Source organism: Proteus sp. PR00208 (assembly GCF_016238545.1).
In the GTDB taxonomy this organism is placed as follows: Bacteria; Pseudomonadota; Gammaproteobacteria; order Enterobacterales; family Enterobacteriaceae; genus Proteus.
On record NZ_JAEHQE010000003.1, the window covers coordinates 1 to 22,005 of the forward strand.

Genomic DNA, 22,005 nt, shown 5'->3' on the forward strand with positions numbered 1-22,005 from the left:
TAGTCGTATAAAAAAGCTACTTTATAGGTGGCTTTTTTATACCTATTAAAATTAATAAAATAATTTATTTTAAATACTACTTTAAGCTTTTAATTAAATATTAATCAATGCTCCATAGGTTAAAGTAAATTAATTTTACTTAGCGAGTGTTTTTTATTTTTTTATCTCTAAAAATAGAATGTCAATCGTGGTTTAAATCATATTTAAACTGCGATTGAAGTTAATGATAAATCAAAATTAGTCTTTTTTCATAACGTTATGATCTTAATATTCCATTAATAATAGCAAAAAATAAGGTAAGTTTATTGTTGAGGCGAATGGTATTTTAATTGTAGCTCTAATCATAAGATTTTCTTTATAAAATATTATAAATAACGTATTATTTATCAATAATTTTTATTGAGTATTGCACTCAATTTAATAAGAGAGCTAAATTCTAATTTAGTTCCATTTGTCTATCCTTTTTTATATAGAGAATAAAGATGAGTCGTAATTTATTTCTTTCTACTTCGCTGTTAGCTATTTCTACACTTTCTTTTAATGCACAAGCAGCGTTAGATAATACTTTATCCGTAGGTTATGCTCAGAGCTCAATTAAATTGGGTGATTATAAAATCGATGATAAACCTAAAGGAATTAACTTTAAATACAATCACGAGTTTGATAATGATTGGGGTTTTATTGGATCACTGACGTACACAAAATTAACTTATAATTATTATAGCCGCTGGGGAAAAATTGGTTCAACTGAAATTGATTATGTTTCATTAACGGCTGGGCCTAGCTATCGTTTTAATGATCACTTTAGTGCATATGGTTTAATTGGGCTTGGTCACGTTAGCCAAGAAGATAAATATTATTATGTTAATGACGAATACAGCAAAACGTCTATGGCTTATGGGGTAGGCTTACAAATTAATCCAATCCCAAACGTAGCAATTGATGCATCTTATGAATACTCAAAATTAGATAATGCAAAATTTGGTACTTGGGTATTAGGTGTTGGTTACCGTTTCTAATTTTAAGCTAATAAATAATATTTTTAAAAGGTCACAGTATGTGGCCTTTTTGTGAATACAAGTGTAAATGCATCACTATATGTAGGATATTCACTTATCAAAGCACATTAAATATACATTAAATGTGTGTTTTTTATTCGGGGTGCTTGACTGTCAATAAAGGATCTTTAAGATGCCATATTTTATGGAGAGAGAATTATGTTAACTGTAATAAAAGCAGAACCTTCACACTATGATGAAATGATAGCAGTTTGGGAATCTTCAGTTAGAGCTACGCATGCATTTCTATCTGAAGATATTATCTTTTCGCTTAAAAAAGATATTGTAGAACAGTATTTTCCTATGCTTAATACCTATATCGCGATAGACAATAATAATGTTATTCATGGGATCTTAGGCACAGCAGAAAATAAGTTAGAAATGCTTTTTGTCGATGCGAATTCTAGAGGGCATGGTTGTGGTAAATTACTTACAACTTTCGCGATAAATACACTGCATATTGATGAGTTAGATGTAAATGAGCAAAATCCTCAAGCAATTGGCTTTTATCTTTATATTGGATTTGAGCAAATAGGGCGTTCAGAATTAGATGGACAAGGCAATCCTTTTCCATTGTTACATTTAAGATTAAATAAAAATAAGTATAAATACTAAATAAAGGAATATTAAAGATAAAAAATAAGGAGAAAAGTGAAAGTTCTCTCTTTTTATCTTGTTCAAATAATAATTATCCACCCAAGTTTGATTTATATCGTGATAAACCTTCTGCTTTAATGAAATAATTTTTTCATAATTAAATAGATCTAACACAACATTGGAATAGTTATGAAAAAAGCCTTAATTGTTATTTTATCTTTATTTTTACTACCCGCTTGCTCTGAATCAAGAGAAAATAAATTTATTGAATATTGTATGGATACATTAAGTGTCTATAGTAATGTGAGTAAAGATCAATGTTTGTGTTTTTATAATGAAGCAAGTAATAAATTTTCTTCAACTGAAATAGATAGAATGGTCAAATCACCACCAATAAAACAAGACAGTACACTTACAAGAGAGGGCACAATGTTTTTAACTATTGCTCATTCATCTAAATGCTTTGAGTAACAGATATTACGCGTAATAACTAATAAAGAATAGGTCGTAAATTAAGTTACTTATACTGAAGATCATCGCCTCTAAACGCAAATACCACAAAATTGATAAACCCATCGCTATAAATTGAATATATTATCACTGTTTTTATATACAGTTGGTTGTGGGTTTATCTTTATTGTGAATCGAGAGGAAATTATGTCAAAGCTTCGCTTATCTTACCCAAAACTCAGTCCTAAAGCTTATGCTGGTTTAATTCAATGTAAAACTGCACTAGAAGGTAGTTCACTGGATATAACGTTAATCGAGCTTGTTTATTTAAGAGTGTCTCAAATCAATGGCTGTGCTTTTTGTTTAGAGATGCACAATAATTCGTTGCGTAATCATGGTGTTGCTCAAAATAAGTTAGATGCACTAAATGGTTGGCAAGTGAGTGAACGATTTACTGATAAAGAGCGAGCTGCATTGCTATGGGCAGAGGTGGTCAGTAATATTTCAGCAAAAAGTACTGAGGATAATATTTATCAGCAGGTTAAAGCGTATTTTACAGATACAGAAATGAGTGATCTGACATTGGCAATTGGATTAATGAATGCCTTTAATCGTATCGCTGTGAGTTTGCGTCAGTAATTAGTATTACCTACGCAAATCATATGCCTCAAATAATGATCAAGAGAAAAGCGCTGATAGGGCGCTTTTGATTTTATTTGCTTAATTTTTACCAGAGGTATTGCATGAAAGGTAAATAAGCAAAAAATAAAGCAATGAGTATAAATAAGATACGAAATAACGTTTTTTTTGTTTTTATTGTGGTATAGAGCATGATGATAATAATAGCTACGCAGATATACCAGTAAAAGGCACCAAAGAAAGCTAAGGTAAAAATAGTATCAATAATAAAGTGACTTTCACTCATTTTATTTCTCTCTGAAATAAAAAATCACCTGCTAAAATATAAGCAGGTGAATATTAAGTGATTATGATTTCCAAATAATATGGAACATAGGCTGTAATGGATCGCGACTAATCAGGACTCGACCAAAAATATCATCAATATCGGAATCATCGTCTGGAGCAAGGCCAATAATCACTTCGCTAAAACGGGCTGATGTGACAGGCTGGCCAACAATAAATTGCCAATCATTACCTAATGGAACCACTTCAGCTGCGCCTCTTTCTTCAAATTGCAGGTTAAAGAGTAATTGGTCTGCAACATCTAAATTATCAGCTGCTTGAGCTAAAAATAGATCATAAGCTTGTTCTAAAGCATCGTCTTCACTGATTAAGGTTGGTTCATTCATGGTAATGCCTGTCTATTATTCCAATAATTATCGCGTTGTTTGTATAGCATTTTTGCTCATTTAGCAAAATATTCTATTGCCTATTTTTATTACCTTCTTGATTATAACAGAGGGCTAAAGAAATAGCAGATGCGCTCTAATACACGATTTAAGAAAGGGCGCTTTTCCCATTCGTCTAGTGTCAATTCTGTAGAGCGAGCAATATAATCATATTGCACAATGCTTAAATCACTTCCGAAGCCTTCATCATCAATGACAACAGTGATTTCAAAGTTTAACCATAAGCTACGCATATCAAGGTTAACTGAACCTACCATACTAAGTTGTCCATCAACCATCACGCTTTTTGTATGTAATAAACCATCTTCAAATTGGAATATTTTTACACCAGATTCCAGCATTTCTGTAAAGAATGAACGGCTTGCCCAACGCACTAGGAAAGAGTCATTACTGCGAGGAACAATAATACTCACATTAACACCTCGCATCGCCGCGGTTGAGATTGCATGGGCAAGATCATCGCTAGGTACAAAATAAGGTGTTGTGAGCACTAATTCTTTTCTTGCGGAATAAATGGCTGTAATTAAGGATTGCTGAATAAGCTCGTCAGGAAAGCCAGGGCCTGATGCGATAACTTGTGTTGTATGACCACTTTCTTGCTCACAAGGCATAATATTGTCATCAGGAGGAGGTGGTAAATGGCGTTCACCTGTTTCCATTTCCCAGTCAAAGGCATAAATCATCCCTAATGTGGTAGAAACTGGACCTTCCATTCTTACCATAATATCAATCCATTGACCGACACCGGAATCTTGTTTGAAATAACGAGGATCGACCATATTCATACTCCCTGTGTAGGAAATATAATTATCAATCAATACGATTTTTCGATGTTGACGTAAATCCATGCGGCGCAAGAAGAAACGGAATAAATTAACATGCAGTGATTCAACAAATTCAATACCCGCGGCTCTCATTGCGTCAGGGCCTTTGGTACGAAAGAAGTTCCAGCTTCCAGCTGAGTCAACCATAACTCGACATTTTACACCGCGTTTAGCGGCTCTGATTAAGGCGTCGGTTACTTCATCGACTAAACCACCTGATTGCCAAATATAGAAGACCATTTCAATGTTATCACGAGCGTTATTAATATCGCGTGTAATTGAATTTAGTGAATCTTCACAGGTGGTTAAAAGTTCAATTTTGTTACCTTTAACACCTTTAATACCTTGGCGTTTAGCGGTTAATTGGAAAAGAGGAGTCGCAATATCGCTCGTACTTGTAGCAAAAATATGCTTACATTTCCTCAAGTCTTCAAGCCACGCAACAACAGAAGGCCACATCTGTTTAGCATGTTCAACGCGTCGTTTTCCTAGGTGTAATTCACCAAAAGCAAAATACGCAATAACCCCGACTAATGGCAGAATATAGATGATCAATAACCATGTCATTGTTGATGTAACTGGTCGTCGATGCATTAGGACACGAAATGTGACCCCCGCAATTAATAGCCAATAGAAGAAAAAGGTTAGCCAACTTAATACAGTATAAAATGTTGTCATAGTAGAGCTATTTTCCGTTGAAAATGAATTGCATGGATAAGCTGAAGGCAATTTACTAAAAATAGTTCATTATTTTTGTTATTTGCCGAATGTTGCTATTAAATCAGGATTATTATCTCTGTCAAATCTCTTTCTTAAGAGATAAGCATCAAATAAGCAATAAGATACAACTCTTTATTCATTTTTTCTTTGTGAGAAATGCTTAAATAATGGATGAAATTCAAGCAAATCATAAATCACCCCTTGGATCACAAAATGAACGTCTTATAATAGTCCACTTATTCGAAAAAATAGGTGCTGATAGCATGAGACACAGTAGGACTGAAGTAGCTCGTTGGCGGATGATGAGACAAGCTATACGTAAACGTCGTCGATGGTTAGAAGGGCAATCTCGTCGTAATTTCCGAATTTATAAACTGCGTAAACTTGATACTTCTAGAAAACATAGAGCACTTTTATTTGTACAACACATAGAATGGAACTCATAATTTCACTTTTTAACAGTTAATATCAATCATTTTGTTAAACGTTATTGAATATGATTGCTATTTGCATTTAAACTAGGGGCATATTTTTTCTTTAGGTGAAATAAGATCAGTTATGCGTTGGAAGCTTTGGGTACTCATATCACTTTGTCTACATGCCTCACTTGTTGCGGCTGCGATGTTATATGTTGTAGAAGATAAGCCAGTTACACCTGAGCCTATCTCTATACAGATGTTGGCATTTGCGGCAGATGAGCCAGCAGGCGAACCAGAGCCTGTGGTTGAAGAAGTCACTCCTCCAGAACCTGAGCCAGTTGTTGAGCCAGAACCCGAGCCAGAACCTATTCCTGATGTAAAACCTATTATCGAAAAACCAATAGAGAAAAAACCAGAACCAAAACCTAAGCCTAAACCAAAACCTGTGGATAAACCGAAACCGCCTGTTGAGCGACCACAACCTTTAGTTGTTAATAAAGGTAATGATCTCAAAAATCTTAACCCGACGGCAAAGCCAAGTGATAAAGGCGATGAAAAACCGGTTGCCGTGGCAAGCAGTGGTGAAGGCAAAGTACCCAATGCAGTACGCCAAGGTTTACCTGAATATCCTCAGAGAGCAAAAGCCGTGGGTATTGAAGGATCTATAAAAGTACGTTTTGATGTTGATGCTGATGGGCGAGTAGATAATGTAGAAATACTTTCTGCTGATCCTAAGAATGTATTTGAAAGAGATGTTAAAAGAGCGATGCGTCAATGGCGTTATGAAAAAATTCCTTATAAAGGAAAAGTGGTTCTCATTGAGTTCAAAATGACAGGGGTGTCAGCAAGCTAATTTTTATAAAGTTAGCCGTTAAACAAAGCGATATCCCTATTTGATACCAGATAAATAAAAGGCACTTTAATAAGTGCCTTTTTTAGTATTCAATTTTTAATGCTTTCACGCTATTAGCGTCGTAATCGAATTGTCGTAATGGCGTTTTATTCCATAGTACTTGTTAGCGTGAAGTGAGCTTTACCCTCAGGTAAGCGACGAGCAGAATTGTTCTCGTCAACGGCAACGTAGGTAAACACAGCCTCTGTTGCACGATAGCGTTGGCCGACAGGTTCTGTGGCGACTTTTTTAACCCATACTTCAATATTAACAGTAATTGAAGAGTTACCCGTTTTTAAGCAACGCGCATAGCAACAAACGACATCACCAACAGCAACAGGTTTAAGAAAGGTAATGCCTGTTACACTTACAGTAACGACACGACCTAACGCAATTTCTTTTGCTAAAATTGCACCACCGATGTCCATTTGAGACATTAACCAGCCACCGAAAATATCACCATTAGCGTTAGTATCAGCAGGCATGGCAAGGGTGCGTAAAACGAGCTCACCATTAGGCAAAGATTGTTGTTCAGTCATGGAAATAAAGTATCTGTAAAATAATGTTTAAACCAAGGAGATATTTACTCGTATACATCAAGTTTACTCGTCATACTTCAAGTTGTAGCGTTGTTGACTTCGTTCATTCGCACTAGTCACATACTAATGTATGCTCCTAGCGTCTCATTCACTTGCCGCCTAGCTACACCTCGAATTATCTAGAGTAAGAGTCTCGTCATACTTCAAGTTGTAGCGTTGTTGACTTCGTTCATTCGCACTAGTCACATACTAATGTATGCTCCTAGCGTCTCATTCACTTGTCGCCTAGCTACATCTTAAATTATTTAGAGTATCTACAGGCTATACTCTAATAGCTACAACTTAAATTATTTAGAGTATCTGCAGGCTATACTTTAATAGCTACAACTTAAATTATTTAGAGCACATATCTCCCAATAAAATAAAAATAATTATTCAGATTTTGAATGGGCATCGTGTGATGTCGGTTTAGATGCTTGCTTTGTCATATTATCTGATAATTTGTGTTCACTATTTTCTGTAGCTTCATTTTCAGTTTGTTCTTCTGGTAAACGGTTATTCCAGATATAAACCACACTGGCGATAGTAAAGATAAAGGTTAAAATAGTTAAGCCAAAGACTTTAAAATTAACCCAAGTCTCTTCCGCCAAAGAAAATGCCACATAAATATTACCAAGAGCACAAGCAAAAAAGAAAACCACCCATGCAATATTGAGTTTCTTCCAATTTGCAGGCGGCATAGCGAGTTCTTTGCCTAACATTCTTTCCATTAACGTTTTTGGCGTAAATAACTGCATACCAATTAAAACGATAGCAAAAATGGCATAAATAGCCGTCACTTTCCATTTAATAAAATCAGCAGAATGGAAAAATAGGGTTAATGAACCAAAAATAGTGACAACCACAGCGGTAATGAGCGGCGCTTTCTCTACTTTATGGAAAATAAGCCATGTTAAACCGACTGAGATCCACGTCGCGATAATTAATGCACCTGAAGCATAGAAAATATCTTGCCATTTATAGAAGATAAAAAAAACTAATAGTGGAGCAAAATCAAGTAATTGCTTAAGCCAGCCATTTTTCATAACAGATAGGAACCTATGGTAATTAAATTCATAAACTTGGCTATTCTAATGCAAAGCGACAGAAAATGGGTAAACAATTGCATATCTTTAACGACAGAGTGTTAATTTGTACAAAAAAACCTAGTTTTATCTGAAATAACTCAATGAAAAATCAACGCAATTGCATTTATGTAAAATTAAAACTTAAGCTTGAATTATGAAGGAGGATTTAAATATTACACTAGTATATGATTCATATACTCATCATTTTCATCCGCTACTTTTTGATGAATGCATAAATAAAAAAGTATTTCTGATAAGAGGAAATCAATGATCGGAAAAAGACTAATAAAATGGATGCCAGGATTAGGCTTATTGTTTAACTATAAGCGTGAATATTTTGGCTATGATTTAAAAGCGGGCCTTTCTGTTGCTGCCGTGGCATTACCTGTCGCCATTGCTTATACCGAATTATTGGGTATTAACGCTATTGTTGGGTTATATGCCTGTATTTTCCCCATGATTATTTATGCGTTATTTGGTACTTCTCGCCAGTTAATTACGGGGCCAGATGCTGCAACTTGTGCCGTTATTGCTGCGGTCGTCATTCCACTATCTGCTGGTGATGAAAATACTCGATGGCAACTTGCGATTATCATGACAGCGATGACGGGGTTTTGGTGTATTTTAGCCAGCCATTTTAGATTAGGGGCTTTTACTGATTTTCTTTCTCGTCCCATTCTTCAAGGGCTTTTAAATGGTGTTGCGATCACCATTATGGTCGGGCAAATTAGCAAAGTCTTTGGCTTTGATACTTCCCCAGATCACTTAATCGAAAAACTCATGGAAGTTCCTTTTCGATTAATGGATGCTCATTTGCCCACAGTATTAATGTCAGCTGTAACATTAGCCTTATTATTAGGGATTCGTTATTTTCGTAGCCGATGGCCTGCACCGTTAATTGCCATGGTTATGATGACATATTTGAGTTGGCAATTTGATTTGGCAAGCTTTGGTATTGCTATCGTGAATAAAGAGGCTGGGAATGCTGATCTATTTCTGCCAGTAGTCTCGATGAGTGGATTTCATCCTGGTGTATTACGAGAATTATTAGTTCCATCCATAAACTTGGCTGTCATTAGCTTTGTGAGTTTTATGATGACAGCCCGCAGTTTTGCCAGCAAAAATGGTTATGATGTCGATGCAGACCAAGAATTAAAAGCATTAGGTATTGCCAATATTGCCGCCGCATTGTCTCAAGGGTTCGCTGTAAGTGCGGCAAGTAGTCGTACAGCGGTCAATGACTCCGTTGGGGGGAAAACGCAGTTAGTTTCTATTATTGCCGCATTGATGATTTTGCTCGTGTTGCTATTTATGACCGATTTTCTTGCTTATATTCCACTGTCTTCGTTAGGGATAGTGTTGATAGTTTCTTCTTGGTCACTGCTTAGTATTCGTCATATTTGGTCTTATCGTAAGCGTAATAAACAAGCATTTACATTGGCATCATTTACATTATTAGCTGTGTTATTGGCAGGTCTTATTAATGGTATTGGTTTTGCGGTTTTATTAGGCCTATTACAATTCTTACGTATTGTTTTTCGACCTAGCGATCAGTTATTGGGTGTTGATGAACAAGGAATGGTCCATTCAATGAATAAGGATAATGGTATTGAGCCTATTGATGGTTTAATGATGTACCGTTTTAATTCACCCCTGACTTATTTTAATGTGGGTTATTTTAAAAAACGAGTACTACAACTGGTTGATAACGCACCTCAAAGACCAGCATGGTTAGCGGTAGATGCTGCTGTAAGCTTTACTTATGATGATGTTAGCGTATTTGCTGCCATTGATGAGTTAATAAGAGAATTACGAATAAAAGGCGTTAAATTGGTTCTAGCGGGGCGCAGAACGGAATTAAATCGTTGGATAGAACGAAATAAAATTTCGCTCAATGAAGATGATTTGATTATTGCCCCAGATCTCTATTTTGTGATCCGCCTGTATCAAAGCCGACAGCAGATCAAAGAAAAACAGAAAGAAGCAAGAAAAGAGGCGCTAAAACAAGACTCTGAAAATAATGATGAGAATACAGTAGATGCGCCAACAACGAGTCATACATCTACTCTCTAAGTGTATTGGCTAAACTTCATTGGTGCATAATAAATAACAAAATCCCGTGATAAGTGATTAGCTTATACACGGGATTTTTTATAGGTAATGATAATGCTTTGAATCTTTGAATAGATTAACGCTGTTGCGTTGTGTATTTGTTTTCAACCAACATAAACAAACGGAACAGATAAATAATCATCCAAGCCGAAGCCATATTTTTTAGGAAGTAGAATAAGAAGTTATGGATAACATCAGGTAGTTGAATTGTAAGATTACTCACAAAACCAATGCCGAACTGCAATAAGATCCAAATACCTAAAGCAGGAATAAGCGCAGCCGATTCACTAAATCCAACTTTCCAACCCAAACGTATTGCACTTCCCATATTTTGTTGACGTACTAAAACAACGGGCGCTAATGCAAAACCAATTAATAAAATGATGCCAGGAATAATCATCACCATAAAACCAGCGCTAATCAAAATAGAGCACAGCACAATCAATAGGAACATTTTAGGTAAGCGAGGTAGAGCCGCATTAAATGTTTGACCTAAGGTGACGTTATGACCTGTGGAAATCGCCGTAGCGAACATCAATAAGGTTAGAACCAAGATGCTTTGCTGTAATGTTTCAAATGCATACAGTGATAACACTTTTTTGGCAATACCCACGACACTGTTTGACATTGCTTCTAACTCAGCAGGAGAGGCTGAAGAAAGCTGTGTATTTTTAAAATTAGCCACAAATTCAATCATCAATTGGTACTCTTGAGGATTAGGGCCAATGAAGACATGAATGATCGCTAAAATAATGGCAAGAATAGCGGAAAGAGTAACAATGCTACGTCGTTCATTCTTATAAAAATTAAGACTGTCTCGGTAGATTGTGCGTGCCGTGGTAGGCATGAAACTGCTCCTATAAAAATAGACTGTGTCAATGCGCGCTATTGTACCTTTTACAGCAGCAAAAAGGGATATTTTATCTCGATCCTCTTATTTCACGTTTTTCTAGATGCGAATAATCGAATTACACTTATCATTTAAATTAAATAAAACATATTTTTAACACAAAGATAACTTTATTTTCAAATAAGGCTTGTTAGGGTATTTTTTATTCAAAAAATAATAGTAATAATAAATTTAATTATAAGAAAAAATGGTATTAATGGGAAATTTGATGTGGATCAATTATAAATAATAGTATTGATAAATAATAAAAAGAGAAATAACACTTTCTGCAAAAATAATTCCAAAGTTGTGATCGGCATTAGATCATAATTACCAATAAATGGTTATATTTTTAGCGGAGATTTTACTTATTACAGGAATGGGTTAAATAATGAAAAAACTTTCTGCGCTTATTTTAGCGGCTGCAACTCTTGCGCCTTCTATTTCTTTTGCTCACCAAGCAGGTGATTTTTTATTCCGTGCAGGTACTGCAACAGTTCGTCCTAATGCGGGTTCTGATGCAATATTAGGTGGCGACCATTTTGAAGTAAATAATAATACCCAATTAGGTTTAACTTTCGGGTATATGATCACTGATAATATCGGTGTTGAGTTATTAGCAGCTACGCCTTTTGAACATAAAATTTCATTGACAGGTGTAGGTGAGATTGCAAAAGTTAAACATTTGCCACCAACATTAATGGCACAATATTACTTCGGTAATGGCGAAGATAAATTACGTCCTTATTTAGGTGCAGGTCTTAACTTTACCACTTTCTTTGATGAGAAATTTAATAATAACCCTGCTGTAGATGGTTTAGGCTTAAATGGTCTTGATCTTAAGGATTCATGGGGCTTTGCGGCACAAGCAGGTTTAGATTATAACCTTGATAAAAACTGGATGCTGAATGCTTCTGTTTGGTGGATGAACATCGAAACAAAAGCAAGATTTAATAGCACTGTTGCTGATAAAGATTTTGACGTTAAAACACGTTTAGACCCATTCGTATTTATGTTTGGTGTGGGTTACCGTTTCTAATTATTCTTTCTTTAAAAGAATATCTCATAATGAAAAAGCGAAGTTTCTCTTCGCTTTTTTTATCTTTTTAATTTGCTAAAAATCTTTCATTTCTAGATTATATACAGCTTCTTTTTTATTCTTAATACCTACATTATGAGTTATTAAAAGCAGAGTTAAATAGGTAAATAGACATCTGAAATAAGACATTTAGCATTTTGATATCCATTAAAATGTATTCAATATGCATCTTTTATTTATTGATATTATCAAAATAAAAAAAGTGTGATTTTATTTATTAAAAATTGCTGACATTTTAATAAGTAAAAGAGTGTATTTTATTGATGTATTTAAAATGCATCTTTGTATTTAAATTGAGTAAAACGGCTTTATCTATCAATAGATAGAAGAAAATAGAAAAAGAATAAAATGATATCAACATAGGAGATATTCAGAGTAATAAGGTGGGTAATTTATAATCTCAAAATGATTAGTAATATTTCTGATTTGTTCTTTTTGTGAGCTAATTCTGGCGTGGAATAAAAATAGACACTTTTTAGCTTATTTGTTTTTTTTGCAAAAATTGATCTACTTTATGAAAGATTAAATGATTAAGACAAAAGTCTTGGACAAAAAAAGACCACCGAAGTGGTCTAGAAAATTAGGACTAAAGGAAGACGAGAATAAAAGCGGATCAGCGAATAACCATTGAGTTTATAACCCCTTTTACACCTGTTACTTTACGTGTTGTTTCAATGGCACGATTGGCATCTGCTTGAGAAGAGACGAAACCACTTAGTTGAACTTTACCTTTAAATGTTTCAACGCTGATTTGTGTTGAATTAAGATTTTTTTCACCAATTAGCGCTGTTTTCACTTTAGTGGTGATCACGGAGTCATCAAAATATCCCCCAGTACCCTCTGATGTTGCAGTTGGAGAACATGCAGATAAAGTTAATGCCATCAGTAATGCTGCCATAACAGCGGAGATTTTTGCCCATAGTTTCATCATCAAACTCCTTGTAATTACATTATTGGTTGAGTATTTCCGAAAAGAAAATATAAAGTACCTTATAAAGTATGACCAAAAAATAAAATTTCGCCCAACTTTAGATAAAAAGATTATTTGATTCAGAATATGAACGAGGGAATGAGAACGCGGTTTATCGCGGTTTCAGCAGTCAATGAGTGGGATTGAATAGACAATAAATTAAGAGTAATCCGCTTAGAAAAATAGCAAATTATTTCTCTAAAGCGGATCTCACTAAGCGTATTTAAAGCAATTAGGCGAGGGTAGCTGCCTTCATCTCTTTCACAAATGTCGTCAGTGCTTTTAACATCACATCGGGTTGATGAAGATTTTTCTCAATAATTTGAACCACTGCCGAGCCTGAAATTGCGCCTGTGGCACCATTGGCAATCGCTTCTTTAACTTGCTTAGGCTCAGAAATGCCAAAACCTTGCAATGCGGGAGGGGCATTATAGGTTTTTAGTTTGTCAGTAAGATGTGTTAGTGATTGTTCTGCACGTTTATCTGTACCCGTTACACCTGCTCTTGATAATAAATAGGTATAGCCTTTACCTGATGCTGCCAACTCTTGTAAAAGTTCATCATCAGCATTAGGTGGACAAATAAAAATAGGACTGATATTTGCGCGTTGTGCTGCTTCACGGAACTCTTTTGATTCACGTAAAGGTACATCACCAATCAAGACAGAATCCACGCCTGCTTGCTCACATTTACTATAAAAATTATCAATGCCATTACTAAAAACAAGGTTGGCATAAACTAATAGGCCAATAGGAATATTAGGATGTTTTGCACGAATTTTAGTTAAGAGCGCAAAGCAATCTGTTGGCGTTACACCGACATTAAGCGCACGTAAATTAGCCCCTTGGATTGTAGGACCATCTGCAAGAGGATCGGAGAAGGGAATACCAATCTCTAATGCATCTGCGCCACCTTCAATTAACGCATCAATAATTTGTAATGACAGCTCAGGAGAAGGATCACCCAATGTGACAAAAGGAACGAATGCGCCTTGCTGTTTTTGTGCCAATGCTTCAAAGCATACTTGATAACGGCTCATTAGATTTCTCCTCTTGCTGCTAAAATATCGTTTACAGTAAAAATATCTTTATCACCACGGCCTGATAAGTTCACAATTAATAGCTGCTCTTTGTCAGGATTTTGTGCAATTAATTTCAATGCATAAGCCAATGCATGAGAAGATTCTAAGGCTGGAATAATCCCTTCACGGCGAGAAAGTGCTTTAAATGCTTCTATGGCTTCATCATCGGTAACAGAAACATAATCAGCACGACCAATGCTATTTAAGTGTGCGTGTTGAGGCCCGACAGATGGGAAATCAAGACCTGCTGAAATTGAATATGACTCTTCAATTTGTCCTTCATCAGTCTGCATAATTGGGGACTTCATACCAAAATAGATCCCTAATTTTCCATGCTTCAGTGGTGCACCGTGTTCACCCGTTTCAATACCTTTACCCGCAGGTTCAACACCAATTAGTTGCACCGAAGTTTCTGGGATAAAGGATGCAAATAAGCCGATAGCATTAGAACCACCGCCAATACAAGCGATAGCAGCATCAGGTAGACGACCTTCACGCTCTAGAATTTGTGCTTTGGCTTCATCACCAATCATGCGTTGAAATTCACGGACAATGGTTGGATAAGGATGAGGGCCTGCCGCCGTTCCTAATAAGTAATGTGCGCGGTCGTAACAACCAGACCAGTCACGTAATGCCTCATTACACGCATCTTTTAAGGTAGATGAACCACTGTGAACGGGGATCACTTCGGCACCCATTAAGCGCATACGAAATACGTTAGGCGATTGGCGTTCGACGTCTTTAGCACCCATATAGATACGACATTTCATATTAAGCAGTGCGCAGGCTAAAGCAGTTGCAACACCATGTTGACCCGCACCTGTTTCTGCAATAATTTCGGTTTTACCCATACGTTTTGCTAACAAGGCTTGACCCAATACTTGGTTAGTTTTATGGGCGCCACCATGCAGTAAATCTTCACGTTTTAGATATAAACGAGTTCGCGTGCCTTCTGTTAAATTACGACAAAGGGTTAGTGCCGTTGGTCTGCCTGCATAATTTTTTAATAAATCTTGGAATTCTTGCTGAAAAGAGGGATCGTTTTGCGCATCAATAAAAGCTTGTTCGAGTTGATCCAATGCAGGAATTAAGATTTCAGGTACATATTGGCCACCAAATTCGCCAAAGTAGGGGTTAAGTTTTCTCATTGTGATGTCATCCTGTTTGAAATTTTATTTTTGTGAAATTTAGTTTAGCTGTAATTGTGCAAATACTTGGTTCAGACGTTGCGCATCTTTTATGCCGGGAGCCGACTCTACTCCAGAGTTAAAATCAAGCCCGATACAGCCTGTTTTAACTGCATCCAAACAGTTTTCACTGTTAAGACCACCTGCAAGTAACGCTTTTTCACGTAATGTATTAGGAATTTTTTGCCAATTAAACGTTGTTCCTGTGCCACCAGTGCCGTTATCAAGTACATATTTATTAACGTGTGAAACAGGAGAAATATCTGCGTGAATTGCCATATTTATTGCTTGCCAAATCTCACAGCTAGGTTGAATTCTTTGTCTAAGTTGCTCAATAAACTGAGCATCTTCTTGTCCGTGTAATTGAATGGCAGATAAATTAAGTTTTTCAGCATAGTCACAAATAAGCGTAATGGGTTGGTTTTGAAAAACTCCCACAAAGGCTAAGGGAGCTTGCGCTATCAACTCTTGTGCTTGTGACAATGTCACTTTTCGAGGGGATTTTTCTGCGAAAATCAACCCTGCATAATAAGCACCAGCTTGATAAACCGCTTTTACATCTTGTGTGCGAGTTAACCCGCACACTTTATGCTTTCCCAAAACGAGCGCTCTCACTGCTTGGTCAATATTTTCTTGTGACATTAAGGCGCTACCAACTAGAAACCCATTAGCATATTGGCTTAACGCTTGAACTTGCTGGTGGGTGTGAATACCTGACTCACTGATCACGATTGCATCTTTAGGCAATCCTTGGCTTAACTGCTGGGTACGCGCTAAATCGATAGAGAGATCACGCAAATCACGATTGTTAATACCGATAACTTTAGCATTGAGATTAATGGCACGTTGACGCTCTTCTTCAGTGCTTACTTCCGTTAATACACCCATGTTTAATTGATGAGCAACGGCTGATAGTGCACGATATTGCTCATCATCTAAGACAGAGAGCATTAATAAAATGGCATCTGCTTGATAAAAACGAGCTAAATAGATTTGGTATTCATCAATAATAAAATCTTTGCACAAAACGGGTTGATGCCCGGCTTGGCTAACTTGACGTAAATAATCAAAGCTCCCTTGAAAATATTTCTCATCCGTTAATACCGAAATTGCAGCAGCATAAGGCTGATAAATTTTTGCAATCGTAGCGGGATCAAAATCAGCACGAATTAGACCTTTTGAGGGTGATGCTTTTTTACACTCTAAAATAAAAACAGTATTGGGCTGAGTTAATGCCTGATAAAACGAGCGTGTTGATGGCTCTATTTGGTGCACAAATTCTGATAATGGTTGGCTTGCTTTACGTGCAATTAGATATTCAGCTTTATCTTTTACAATGGCGTTTAATACAGTCATGCTCTTATCCTCTCGCTGCTAATGCAGTTACACGATTTATTGCTTTACCGCTATAAATGGCGTGCATAGCAACTTCAGTATTCATTTTTAAATCTTCTTGCCCATGTAAACGCATTAATAAAGCGACATTAGCTGCAACAGATTCGGTATGTGCTCTTTTTCCTTCTCCTTGTAATAAATCTGCTAATAATTGACGGTTTATTTCAGGTGTACCACCTTCTAAATCAGTAATGGCACAAGGGCGAAGACCAAAATCACTAGGTGTCAGTTGATAACGTGTAATTTCACCATTGCGTAATTCAGCGACTTGAGTAGGTGCATGTAGTGAAACTTCATCCATTCCACCACTATGAACAACAGCAGCACGCTCATAACCTAAAACTTTTAATGTATCTGCGATAGGCATCAATAACTCTGGGCTATACACTCCAATTAATGCTAATGGCGGACGCGCTGGGTTGATCAATGGACCTAATACATTAAATAACGTGCGTGTTTTCAATTGTTGGCGAACGGGTGCTGCAAAACGAAAACCACTGTGATATTGAGGTGCAAATAAAAAGCATAAACCCACTTCATCCAGTAATTGGCGCGCATCATCAGCACTTCTGTCTAAAGGGATACCAAATGCTGCTAATAAGTCGGAAGATCCAGAGCGGCTGGATACGCTACGATTACCGTGTTTCGCAACTTTGATACCTACTTCAGCTGCAACAAAGGCGCTTGCTGTTGAAATATTGATACTATTTGCACCATCACCGCCAGTGCCTACGATATCGCAAAAGGTATAATCAGGACGAGGAAATGGCAGTGCATTTTCGAGTAATGCGCGTGCTGCTCCTGCGATTTCTTGAGGATGTTCACCGCGCATTTTCATGCTGATTAATACTGCCGCTAATTGTGATTCTGTTAACTCACCGCGAATAATGGCGCTAAACAGTGTTTGGCTTTCTTCTAACGTCAATTGTTGTGCGCTAAATAATTTGTTGAAGATAGTTTCCATTTTATGCGTCTCCTTTAGGAGTTAATGCCCATGCGATTGTTTGCTCTAAAAGTTGTGCGCCTTTTGTGGTTAAAATTGATTCTGGGTGAAACTGAAAACCACAGGTTTTATGTTGACGGTGACGCACCGCCATAACAGTGTTATCGCACCAAGCATTAATAATGAGTTGTTCTGGAACTTGTTCTCCTGAAAGCGAATGATAACGAGCTACGGGTAAAGGGTTAGGTAAATTCACAAACATTTCGCTGTTATCGTGTTCAGCTAATGTCGCTTTGCCATGTAAGATCTCTCCACATGAAGAAACTTTGCCACCGTAAGCCTCAATAATGGCTTGATGACCTAAGCAAATACCAATTACAGGCAATGTGCCTAATACACGTTTTAACAGTTCAGGCATGCAACCAGCTTGTGAAGGTGCTCCTGGCCCCGGCGATAACAGTAAAATCGGGTTATCGAGCTCATGTAATTTTTGTTCAATAACATCGGCTGCGACGCTATTGCGATAAATCACAACATTATTGCCAAGGCTACGTAATTGATCGACAAGGTTATAAGTAAATGAGTCGATATTATCGAGCAGTAAGATAGTCGCCATTAGCAAGCCTCCTGCATTTGAGTATTGGTGTGAGCTTGTAAAATGGCATTGATAACAGCTTGTGATTTATTGCGTGTCTCTTCTGCTTCCATTTTTGGATCTGAATCGAGCACGATTCCAGCACCAACTTGAATAGTTGCAATATTATTTTCAACATAAGCGGAACGAATAACTATGCAAGTATCAAAATCTCCTGCGCCAGTAAAATAGCCGATAGCACCACCATAACTGCCACGTTTCGTTTTTTCATAACGAGCAATCAATTGCATTGCACTGACTTTCGGCGCTCCAGATAGTGTTCCCATATTCATACAAGCTTGATACGCATGGAAAATATCTAAATCATCACGTAATTTACCCACAACTCTTGAGACTAAGTGCATGACGAAAGCATAACGATCAACTTTTGTTAATTCAGCGACATAACGGCTACCTGCTTGGCAAATACGCGCTAAATCATTACGTGCCAAATCAACTAACATTAAATGTTCAGAAAGCTCTTTCGTATCAGTGCGCATTTCAAGTTCAATTCGACTGTCTAAATCTGCATTGATTGAACCATCTGTGTTGCGTCCTCTTGGGCGAGTTCCTGCAATTGGATAGATTTCAATTTGGCGATCGCTTGTTTGATATTTCAATGCACTTTCTGGTGATGCTCCAAATACCGTGAACAAAGCATCTTGCATATAGAATAAATAAGGGCTTGGATTTTTCTCTTTCAACACTTGATAAGCGGCAAGTGGTGAAGGGCAAGCAACTTGAAAGCGACGTGATGGAACAACTTGGAAAATGTCACCACGACGAATATAGGTTTTCATTGCCTCAACAATATCGCCATAACCTTTATCATCCATATTGCCTTGTATTGTTGATTCTGCTGCTGTTAAAGCGCGGCGGATAGGATGTTTTAAAGGTTGTTTAGCCAGTGAAATTAACTCAGATTGGCGTAAAGTGAGGCGCTGACACTCTGTTTTATCATCAGTAAAAGCAATGGAAATTAACTGACTATCTTTATTCTGATGGTCGATCACGATTAACTGTTCTGCTAAATAAAAGCAGTAGTCAGGGCATGAAAAAACGGTGTCTAATTCAGGAATGGGTTCAAATCCACTGACTAAATCATAAGCAAATAAACCGCCGACAAAAATAGCATTAGCATCTTTAGTGTCTTTATTAGCAAGAAAGAAACGTAAAGCATCAAATACGCTGGCTGATTTTAATTTGCTCTCTTCATCAATATCTTGTGCAGGTGAAGAAAAAGTAAAAACACACTGTTTATCGCTCTCTTGCATTAAGACCGCTTTTTCTTTTAGTGCGATTTTTAATGCAGGTAATAAACCTTGTCCATTAACGCTTAATGCATCAATAGTGACTTGATTTTTTACTGCGCTGATACGTAATGCGCTATCAACAATTAACAAACTTTTTAAGTTTGCTTTAGTGTCAACTTGTGCAGATTCTAATAATAATGTGTGATGTTTGTTTTCACATAATGTATTGAAAAGTAAAGCAGGTTCGCTGTGGTAAGGCAGTGGCGTTGCCTTGGTATTAAATGAGAATGCAAGTGATGTATTCATTATTATCGCTCTATATTATTTTTTACTAACTGTTTTTAATGCATAAAAAAACCCGCGTAGGCGGGTTTTAGATATCACTGACGTGAAGCAGGAGATCAAACCGCCCATAAAAGAGTATTGCGCCACCAAAGAGCGATAAGACGTTGATTAATATTCATAAGATCTCCTTACAGCTAACGACAGACAATAAGTTAATAGACTAGCTCGTGTTGTGTACTAGTAAACTGGATTGCGTTGGGTTCGTCAAGTACTTTATGGCATACTCTTTAAAAATTATTACCTTGCTAAGATGAAAAGGGAGAAGCGATGACAGAAGTGCTATCTGATTTAAGAGTGATTTATGATTTGCACAGCCACACTACCGCGTCAGATGGCGAGCTTTCACCAAAAGAATTGGTTGAGAGAGCGATAGAGCGTCAAATTAATGTCTTAGCGATTACAGATCACGATACAACAGCGGCGATTACTCCTGCTAATGATTATATTGCAGAAAAAAATCTGCCTCTTACCCTGATATCAGGTGTCGAAATATCGACTTTATGGGAGAATATAGAAATCCATATTGTTGGATTGAATATTGATATCAACCATAATGCAATGAAAGCACTCCTTTCGTCACAAAGCCAATGTCGTGAAACACGCGCGATAATGATAGGTGAGCGATTAGAAAAAGCGGGTATTGCAAATGCATTTGAAGGGGCAAAAGCCTTAGCACATGGTGGACAAGTTACAAGAGGACACTTTGCCCGTTTTCTCGTGAATGAAGGGCATGTTGCCTCGGTTAATAAAGTGTTTAAGCGTTATTTAGCGAAAGGTAAAACGGGTTATGTCCCCCCACAGTGGTGCTCAATAGGTGACGCTGTCACAGCGATTCATGAGGCTGGTGGCGTTGCAGTATTAGCGCATCCGGGACGATATGGTCTATCCTCTAAGTGGTTAAAACGCTTAACGCTTTATTTTAAACAACTTGGTGGTGATGCAATCGAAGTGGCACAATGCCAACAACCACCACAAGAACGAGAACAGCACGCAGCATTAGCGCAACTTTATGGGCTAAAAGCTTCGTTAGGTTCTGATTTTCATCGCCCTTGCTCGTGGATAGAATTGGGGCGTAATTTATGGTTACCCAGTGGTGTAGAACCAGTTTGGTCGCTATGGCAAGAGTAACATTAGAAATTCATTGAGGGATGTATGAGCCAACTTTTTTATATTCACCCTGATAATCCGCAGGCTCGTTTAATTGAACAAAGTGCTGATATTTTACGCAAAGGCGGTGTGGTGATTTATCCAACAGACTCTGGCTATGCTATTGGCTGTTGTTTAGAAAACAAAGATGCAATGACGCGAATTTGTCGTATTCGCCAATTAGATAAAAACCACAATTTCACACTGATGTGCCGTGATTTATCAGAAATCGCCAATTACGCTTATGTTGATAATGTGGTGTTTCGTTTAATAAAAAATAACACTCCAGGTAATTACACCTTTATCTTAAAAGCAACTAAAGATGTACCAAAACGTTTGATGAATGATAAACGTAAAACCATAGGTTTGCGTGTTCCTTCTAACCCTATTGCATTGGCATTGTTGGAAAATATTGGTGAGCCATTAATGTCAACAAGCCTGATTTTACCAGGCAACGATTTTGCTGAATCTGATCCGGAAGAAATCGAAGATTTATTAAGCAAACAAGTTGATTTGGTGATCCACGGTGGTTATTTAGGACAAAAACCGACAACGGTAATTGATTTAACAGAAGATACCCCAGTTATCGTGCGTGAAGGTACGGGTGATATTACGCCATTTCAGTAAGTCATTTAGCTGATTAAACTGAATTGGGAGTTAATGACTCGATAGTAATGACTCGATAGTGAAGAAATTTATCACGAGATAAAGAGATAAAAGGTGAAGGGATTTATCGCTTGTGTTAAATTTATACATTGCGATAAAAATCACGGTGTCTGTTTTTGAAATCGGTTATATCAACGCGTATTTTAAACGTTAAACACTATAACTTGATCTGCGAACAAACGGCTAAGCTATCGTTAAGGTTTTGCCAACGTCATTTTATCGCCACTATTTATCACAATGTTGATGTGAAAAATCATCAACATTGTTCACTATTGAATCAATAAACCTG

The 22,005-nt window shown here is 36.9% G+C and carries 20 protein-coding genes and 2 pseudogenes; 10 read left to right on the forward strand and 12 right to left on the reverse strand.

Features of this window, described 5'->3' with window-relative positions; translation table 11 throughout:
• Positions 1-482: 482 nt before the first annotated feature.
• The 4 genes from JEP36_RS03520 (at position 483) to JEP36_RS03535 (ending at position 2,744) form a co-directional block, all read left to right on the forward strand.
• Entirely contained in the window at positions 483-1,019 is a 537-nt protein-coding gene (locus tag JEP36_RS03520) for an Ail/Lom family outer membrane beta-barrel protein (RefSeq protein WP_198619579.1), read from the forward strand.
• Positions 1,020-1,217: 198 nt separating this feature from the next.
• Complete coding sequence (locus tag JEP36_RS03525) at positions 1,218-1,673, forward strand: GNAT family N-acetyltransferase (protein ID WP_198629878.1); 456 nt, start codon at positions 1,218-1,220, stop codon at positions 1,671-1,673.
• 171 nt (positions 1,674-1,844) lie between these two features.
• The gene (locus JEP36_RS03530; protein ID WP_198619577.1) at positions 1,845-2,126 is read left to right on the forward strand and encodes a hypothetical protein; all 282 of its coding nucleotides are present in this window, start codon (positions 1,845-1,847) and stop codon (positions 2,124-2,126) included.
• 186 nt (positions 2,127-2,312) lie between these two features.
• Positions 2,313-2,744 carry a carboxymuconolactone decarboxylase family protein gene (locus JEP36_RS03535; RefSeq protein WP_198629879.1) on the forward strand — a complete coding sequence of 144 codons (432 nt, stop codon included), beginning with the start codon at positions 2,313-2,315 and terminating at the stop codon, positions 2,742-2,744.
• An 88-nt stretch (positions 2,745-2,832) separates the two neighbouring features.
• Here JEP36_RS03535 and JEP36_RS03540 read toward each other — a convergent pair whose 3' ends face one another.
• From JEP36_RS03540 to cls, 3 genes are all read right to left on the reverse strand, one after another.
• A complete protein-coding gene (locus JEP36_RS03540) occupies positions 2,833-3,030 on the reverse strand; it encodes a hypothetical protein (RefSeq protein WP_198629880.1) in 198 nt (65 codons plus the stop codon).
• A gap of 61 nt (positions 3,031-3,091) precedes the next feature.
• The gene (locus JEP36_RS03545; RefSeq protein WP_375165166.1) at positions 3,092-3,421 is read right to left on the reverse strand and encodes an HI1450 family dsDNA-mimic protein; all 330 of its coding nucleotides are present in this window, start codon (positions 3,419-3,421) and stop codon (positions 3,092-3,094) included.
• A gap of 95 nt (positions 3,422-3,516) precedes the next feature.
• The gene (gene cls / locus JEP36_RS03550; RefSeq protein ID WP_109372382.1) at positions 3,517-4,977 is read right to left on the reverse strand and encodes a cardiolipin synthase; all 1,461 of its coding nucleotides are present in this window, start codon (positions 4,975-4,977) and stop codon (positions 3,517-3,519) included.
• Between the two features lie 305 nt (positions 4,978-5,282).
• On the opposite strand from cls, the gene JEP36_RS03555 reads away from it, so the two are divergent.
• Positions 5,283-5,465 carry a YciY family protein gene (locus tag JEP36_RS03555; RefSeq protein WP_036913581.1) on the forward strand — a complete coding sequence of 61 codons (183 nt, stop codon included), beginning with the start codon at positions 5,283-5,285 and terminating at the stop codon, positions 5,463-5,465.
• Between the two features lie 112 nt (positions 5,466-5,577).
• Complete coding sequence (gene tonB, locus JEP36_RS03560) at positions 5,578-6,291, forward strand: TonB system transport protein TonB (RefSeq protein WP_160230327.1); 714 nt, start codon at positions 5,578-5,580, stop codon at positions 6,289-6,291.
• 146 nt (positions 6,292-6,437) lie between these two features.
• Here tonB and yciA read toward each other — a convergent pair whose 3' ends face one another.
• Positions 6,438-6,869, reverse strand: a complete 432-nt coding sequence (yciA, locus tag JEP36_RS03565) for an acyl-CoA thioester hydrolase YciA (RefSeq protein ID WP_006536988.1) — start codon at positions 6,867-6,869, stop codon at positions 6,438-6,440.
• A 536-nt stretch (positions 6,870-7,405) separates the two neighbouring features.
• A pseudogene (locus JEP36_RS03570) lies at positions 7,406-7,954 on the reverse strand (septation protein A); the annotation flags it as partial.
• Between the two features lie 309 nt (positions 7,955-8,263).
• On the opposite strand from JEP36_RS03570, the gene JEP36_RS03575 reads away from it, so the two are divergent.
• Positions 8,264-10,069, forward strand: coding sequence for a SulP family inorganic anion transporter (locus JEP36_RS03575; RefSeq protein ID WP_198629881.1), 1,806 nt, complete (start codon positions 8,264-8,266; stop codon positions 10,067-10,069).
• A 115-nt stretch (positions 10,070-10,184) separates the two neighbouring features.
• On the opposite strand, the gene JEP36_RS03580 is transcribed toward JEP36_RS03575, so the two are convergent.
• Positions 10,185-10,955, reverse strand: coding sequence for a YciC family protein (locus tag JEP36_RS03580; protein ID WP_196533244.1), 771 nt, complete (start codon positions 10,953-10,955; stop codon positions 10,185-10,187).
• Positions 10,956-11,388: 433 nt separating this feature from the next.
• Here JEP36_RS03580 and ompW point away from each other — a divergent pair, with 433 nt between their 5' ends.
• On the forward strand, positions 11,389-12,036 hold the full coding sequence (ompW, locus tag JEP36_RS03585) for an outer membrane protein OmpW (RefSeq protein ID WP_196571173.1): 648 nt from the start codon (positions 11,389-11,391) through the stop codon (positions 12,034-12,036).
• Positions 12,037-12,709: 673 nt separating this feature from the next.
• On the opposite strand, the gene JEP36_RS03590 is transcribed toward ompW, so the two are convergent.
• From JEP36_RS03590 to JEP36_RS03620, 6 genes and pseudogenes are all read right to left on the reverse strand, one after another.
• The gene (locus JEP36_RS03590) at positions 12,710-13,024 is read right to left on the reverse strand and encodes a BON domain-containing protein (RefSeq protein ID WP_109372376.1); all 315 of its coding nucleotides are present in this window, start codon (positions 13,022-13,024) and stop codon (positions 12,710-12,712) included.
• Positions 13,025-13,298: 274 nt separating this feature from the next.
• Positions 13,299-14,105: a tryptophan synthase subunit alpha gene (gene trpA, locus JEP36_RS03595; RefSeq protein ID WP_198619571.1), complete on the reverse strand. Its 807-nt coding sequence runs from the start codon at positions 14,103-14,105 to the stop codon at positions 13,299-13,301.
• Positions 14,105-15,295: a tryptophan synthase subunit beta gene (gene trpB / locus JEP36_RS03600; RefSeq protein ID WP_036937130.1), complete on the reverse strand. Its 1,191-nt coding sequence runs from the start codon at positions 15,293-15,295 to the stop codon at positions 14,105-14,107. Before trpB ends, trpA begins: the two co-directional genes overlap by 1 nt.
• A 39-nt stretch (positions 15,296-15,334) precedes the next feature.
• Positions 15,335-16,690 carry a bifunctional indole-3-glycerol-phosphate synthase TrpC/phosphoribosylanthranilate isomerase TrpF gene (gene trpCF, locus JEP36_RS03605; RefSeq protein WP_198629882.1) on the reverse strand — a complete coding sequence of 452 codons (1,356 nt, stop codon included), beginning with the start codon at positions 16,688-16,690 and terminating at the stop codon, positions 15,335-15,337.
• A 4-nt stretch (positions 16,691-16,694) separates the two neighbouring features.
• Positions 16,695-18,288 (reverse strand): annotated as a pseudogene (trpD, locus tag JEP36_RS17715) (bifunctional anthranilate synthase glutamate amidotransferase component TrpG/anthranilate phosphoribosyltransferase TrpD).
• Entirely contained in the window at positions 18,288-19,865 is a 1,578-nt protein-coding gene (locus JEP36_RS03620; RefSeq protein ID WP_198625589.1) for an anthranilate synthase component 1, read from the reverse strand. The pseudogene trpD and the gene JEP36_RS03620 overlap by 1 nt, the downstream one beginning before the upstream one ends.
• A 306-nt stretch (positions 19,866-20,171) precedes the next feature.
• Between JEP36_RS03620 and rnm the strand changes: the two genes are divergently transcribed.
• Positions 20,172-21,032, forward strand: coding sequence for an RNase RNM (rnm, locus tag JEP36_RS03625; protein WP_198619566.1), 861 nt, complete (start codon positions 20,172-20,174; stop codon positions 21,030-21,032).
• A gap of 24 nt (positions 21,033-21,056) precedes the next feature.
• Positions 21,057-21,677: an L-threonylcarbamoyladenylate synthase gene (locus JEP36_RS03630; RefSeq protein WP_023582284.1), complete on the forward strand. Its 621-nt coding sequence runs from the start codon at positions 21,057-21,059 to the stop codon at positions 21,675-21,677.
• The last annotated feature ends 328 nt before the right edge of the window (positions 21,678-22,005 follow it).

Excerpts from the sequence above, each read along its gene's own strand:
- ompW (WP_196571173.1), top strand. The coding sequence starts at position 11,389 with ATGAAAAAACTTTCTGCGCTTATTTTAGCGGCTGCAACTCTTGCGCCT.
- JEP36_RS03535 (WP_198629879.1), top strand. The coding sequence starts at position 2,313 with ATGTCAAAGCTTCGCTTATCTTACCCAAAACTCAGTCCTAAAGCTTAT.
- JEP36_RS03555 (WP_036913581.1), top strand. The coding sequence starts at position 5,283 with ATGAGACACAGTAGGACTGAAGTAGCTCGTTGGCGGATGATGAGACAA.
- JEP36_RS03530 (WP_198619577.1), top strand. The coding sequence starts at position 1,845 with ATGAAAAAAGCCTTAATTGTTATTTTATCTTTATTTTTACTACCCGCT.
- trpCF (WP_198629882.1), bottom strand. The coding sequence starts at position 16,690 with ATGACTGTATTAAACGCCATTGTAAAAGATAAAGCTGAATATCTAATT.
- JEP36_RS03580 (WP_196533244.1), bottom strand. The coding sequence starts at position 10,955 with ATGCCTACCACGGCACGCACAATCTACCGAGACAGTCTTAATTTTTAT.
- JEP36_RS03575 (WP_198629881.1), top strand. The coding sequence starts at position 8,264 with ATGATCGGAAAAAGACTAATAAAATGGATGCCAGGATTAGGCTTATTG.
- trpB (WP_036937130.1), bottom strand. The coding sequence starts at position 15,295 with ATGAGAAAACTTAACCCCTACTTTGGCGAATTTGGTGGCCAATATGTA.
- tonB (WP_160230327.1), top strand. The coding sequence starts at position 5,578 with ATGCGTTGGAAGCTTTGGGTACTCATATCACTTTGTCTACATGCCTCA.
- JEP36_RS03620 (WP_198625589.1), bottom strand. The coding sequence starts at position 19,865 with ATGAATACATCACTTGCATTCTCATTTAATACCAAGGCAACGCCACTG.
- JEP36_RS03520 (WP_198619579.1), top strand. The coding sequence starts at position 483 with ATGAGTCGTAATTTATTTCTTTCTACTTCGCTGTTAGCTATTTCTACA.
- rnm (WP_198619566.1), top strand. The coding sequence starts at position 20,172 with ATGACAGAAGTGCTATCTGATTTAAGAGTGATTTATGATTTGCACAGC.
- yciA (WP_006536988.1), bottom strand. The coding sequence starts at position 6,869 with ATGACTGAACAACAATCTTTGCCTAATGGTGAGCTCGTTTTACGCACC.
- cls (WP_109372382.1), bottom strand. The coding sequence starts at position 4,977 with ATGACAACATTTTATACTGTATTAAGTTGGCTAACCTTTTTCTTCTAT.
- JEP36_RS03540 (WP_198629880.1), bottom strand. The coding sequence starts at position 3,030 with ATGAGTGAAAGTCACTTTATTATTGATACTATTTTTACCTTAGCTTTC.
- JEP36_RS03630 (WP_023582284.1), top strand. The coding sequence starts at position 21,057 with ATGAGCCAACTTTTTTATATTCACCCTGATAATCCGCAGGCTCGTTTA.
- JEP36_RS03525 (WP_198629878.1), top strand. The coding sequence starts at position 1,218 with ATGTTAACTGTAATAAAAGCAGAACCTTCACACTATGATGAAATGATA.
- JEP36_RS03590 (WP_109372376.1), bottom strand. The coding sequence starts at position 13,024 with ATGAAACTATGGGCAAAAATCTCCGCTGTTATGGCAGCATTACTGATG.
- trpA (WP_198619571.1), bottom strand. The coding sequence starts at position 14,105 with ATGAGCCGTTATCAAGTATGCTTTGAAGCATTGGCACAAAAACAGCAA.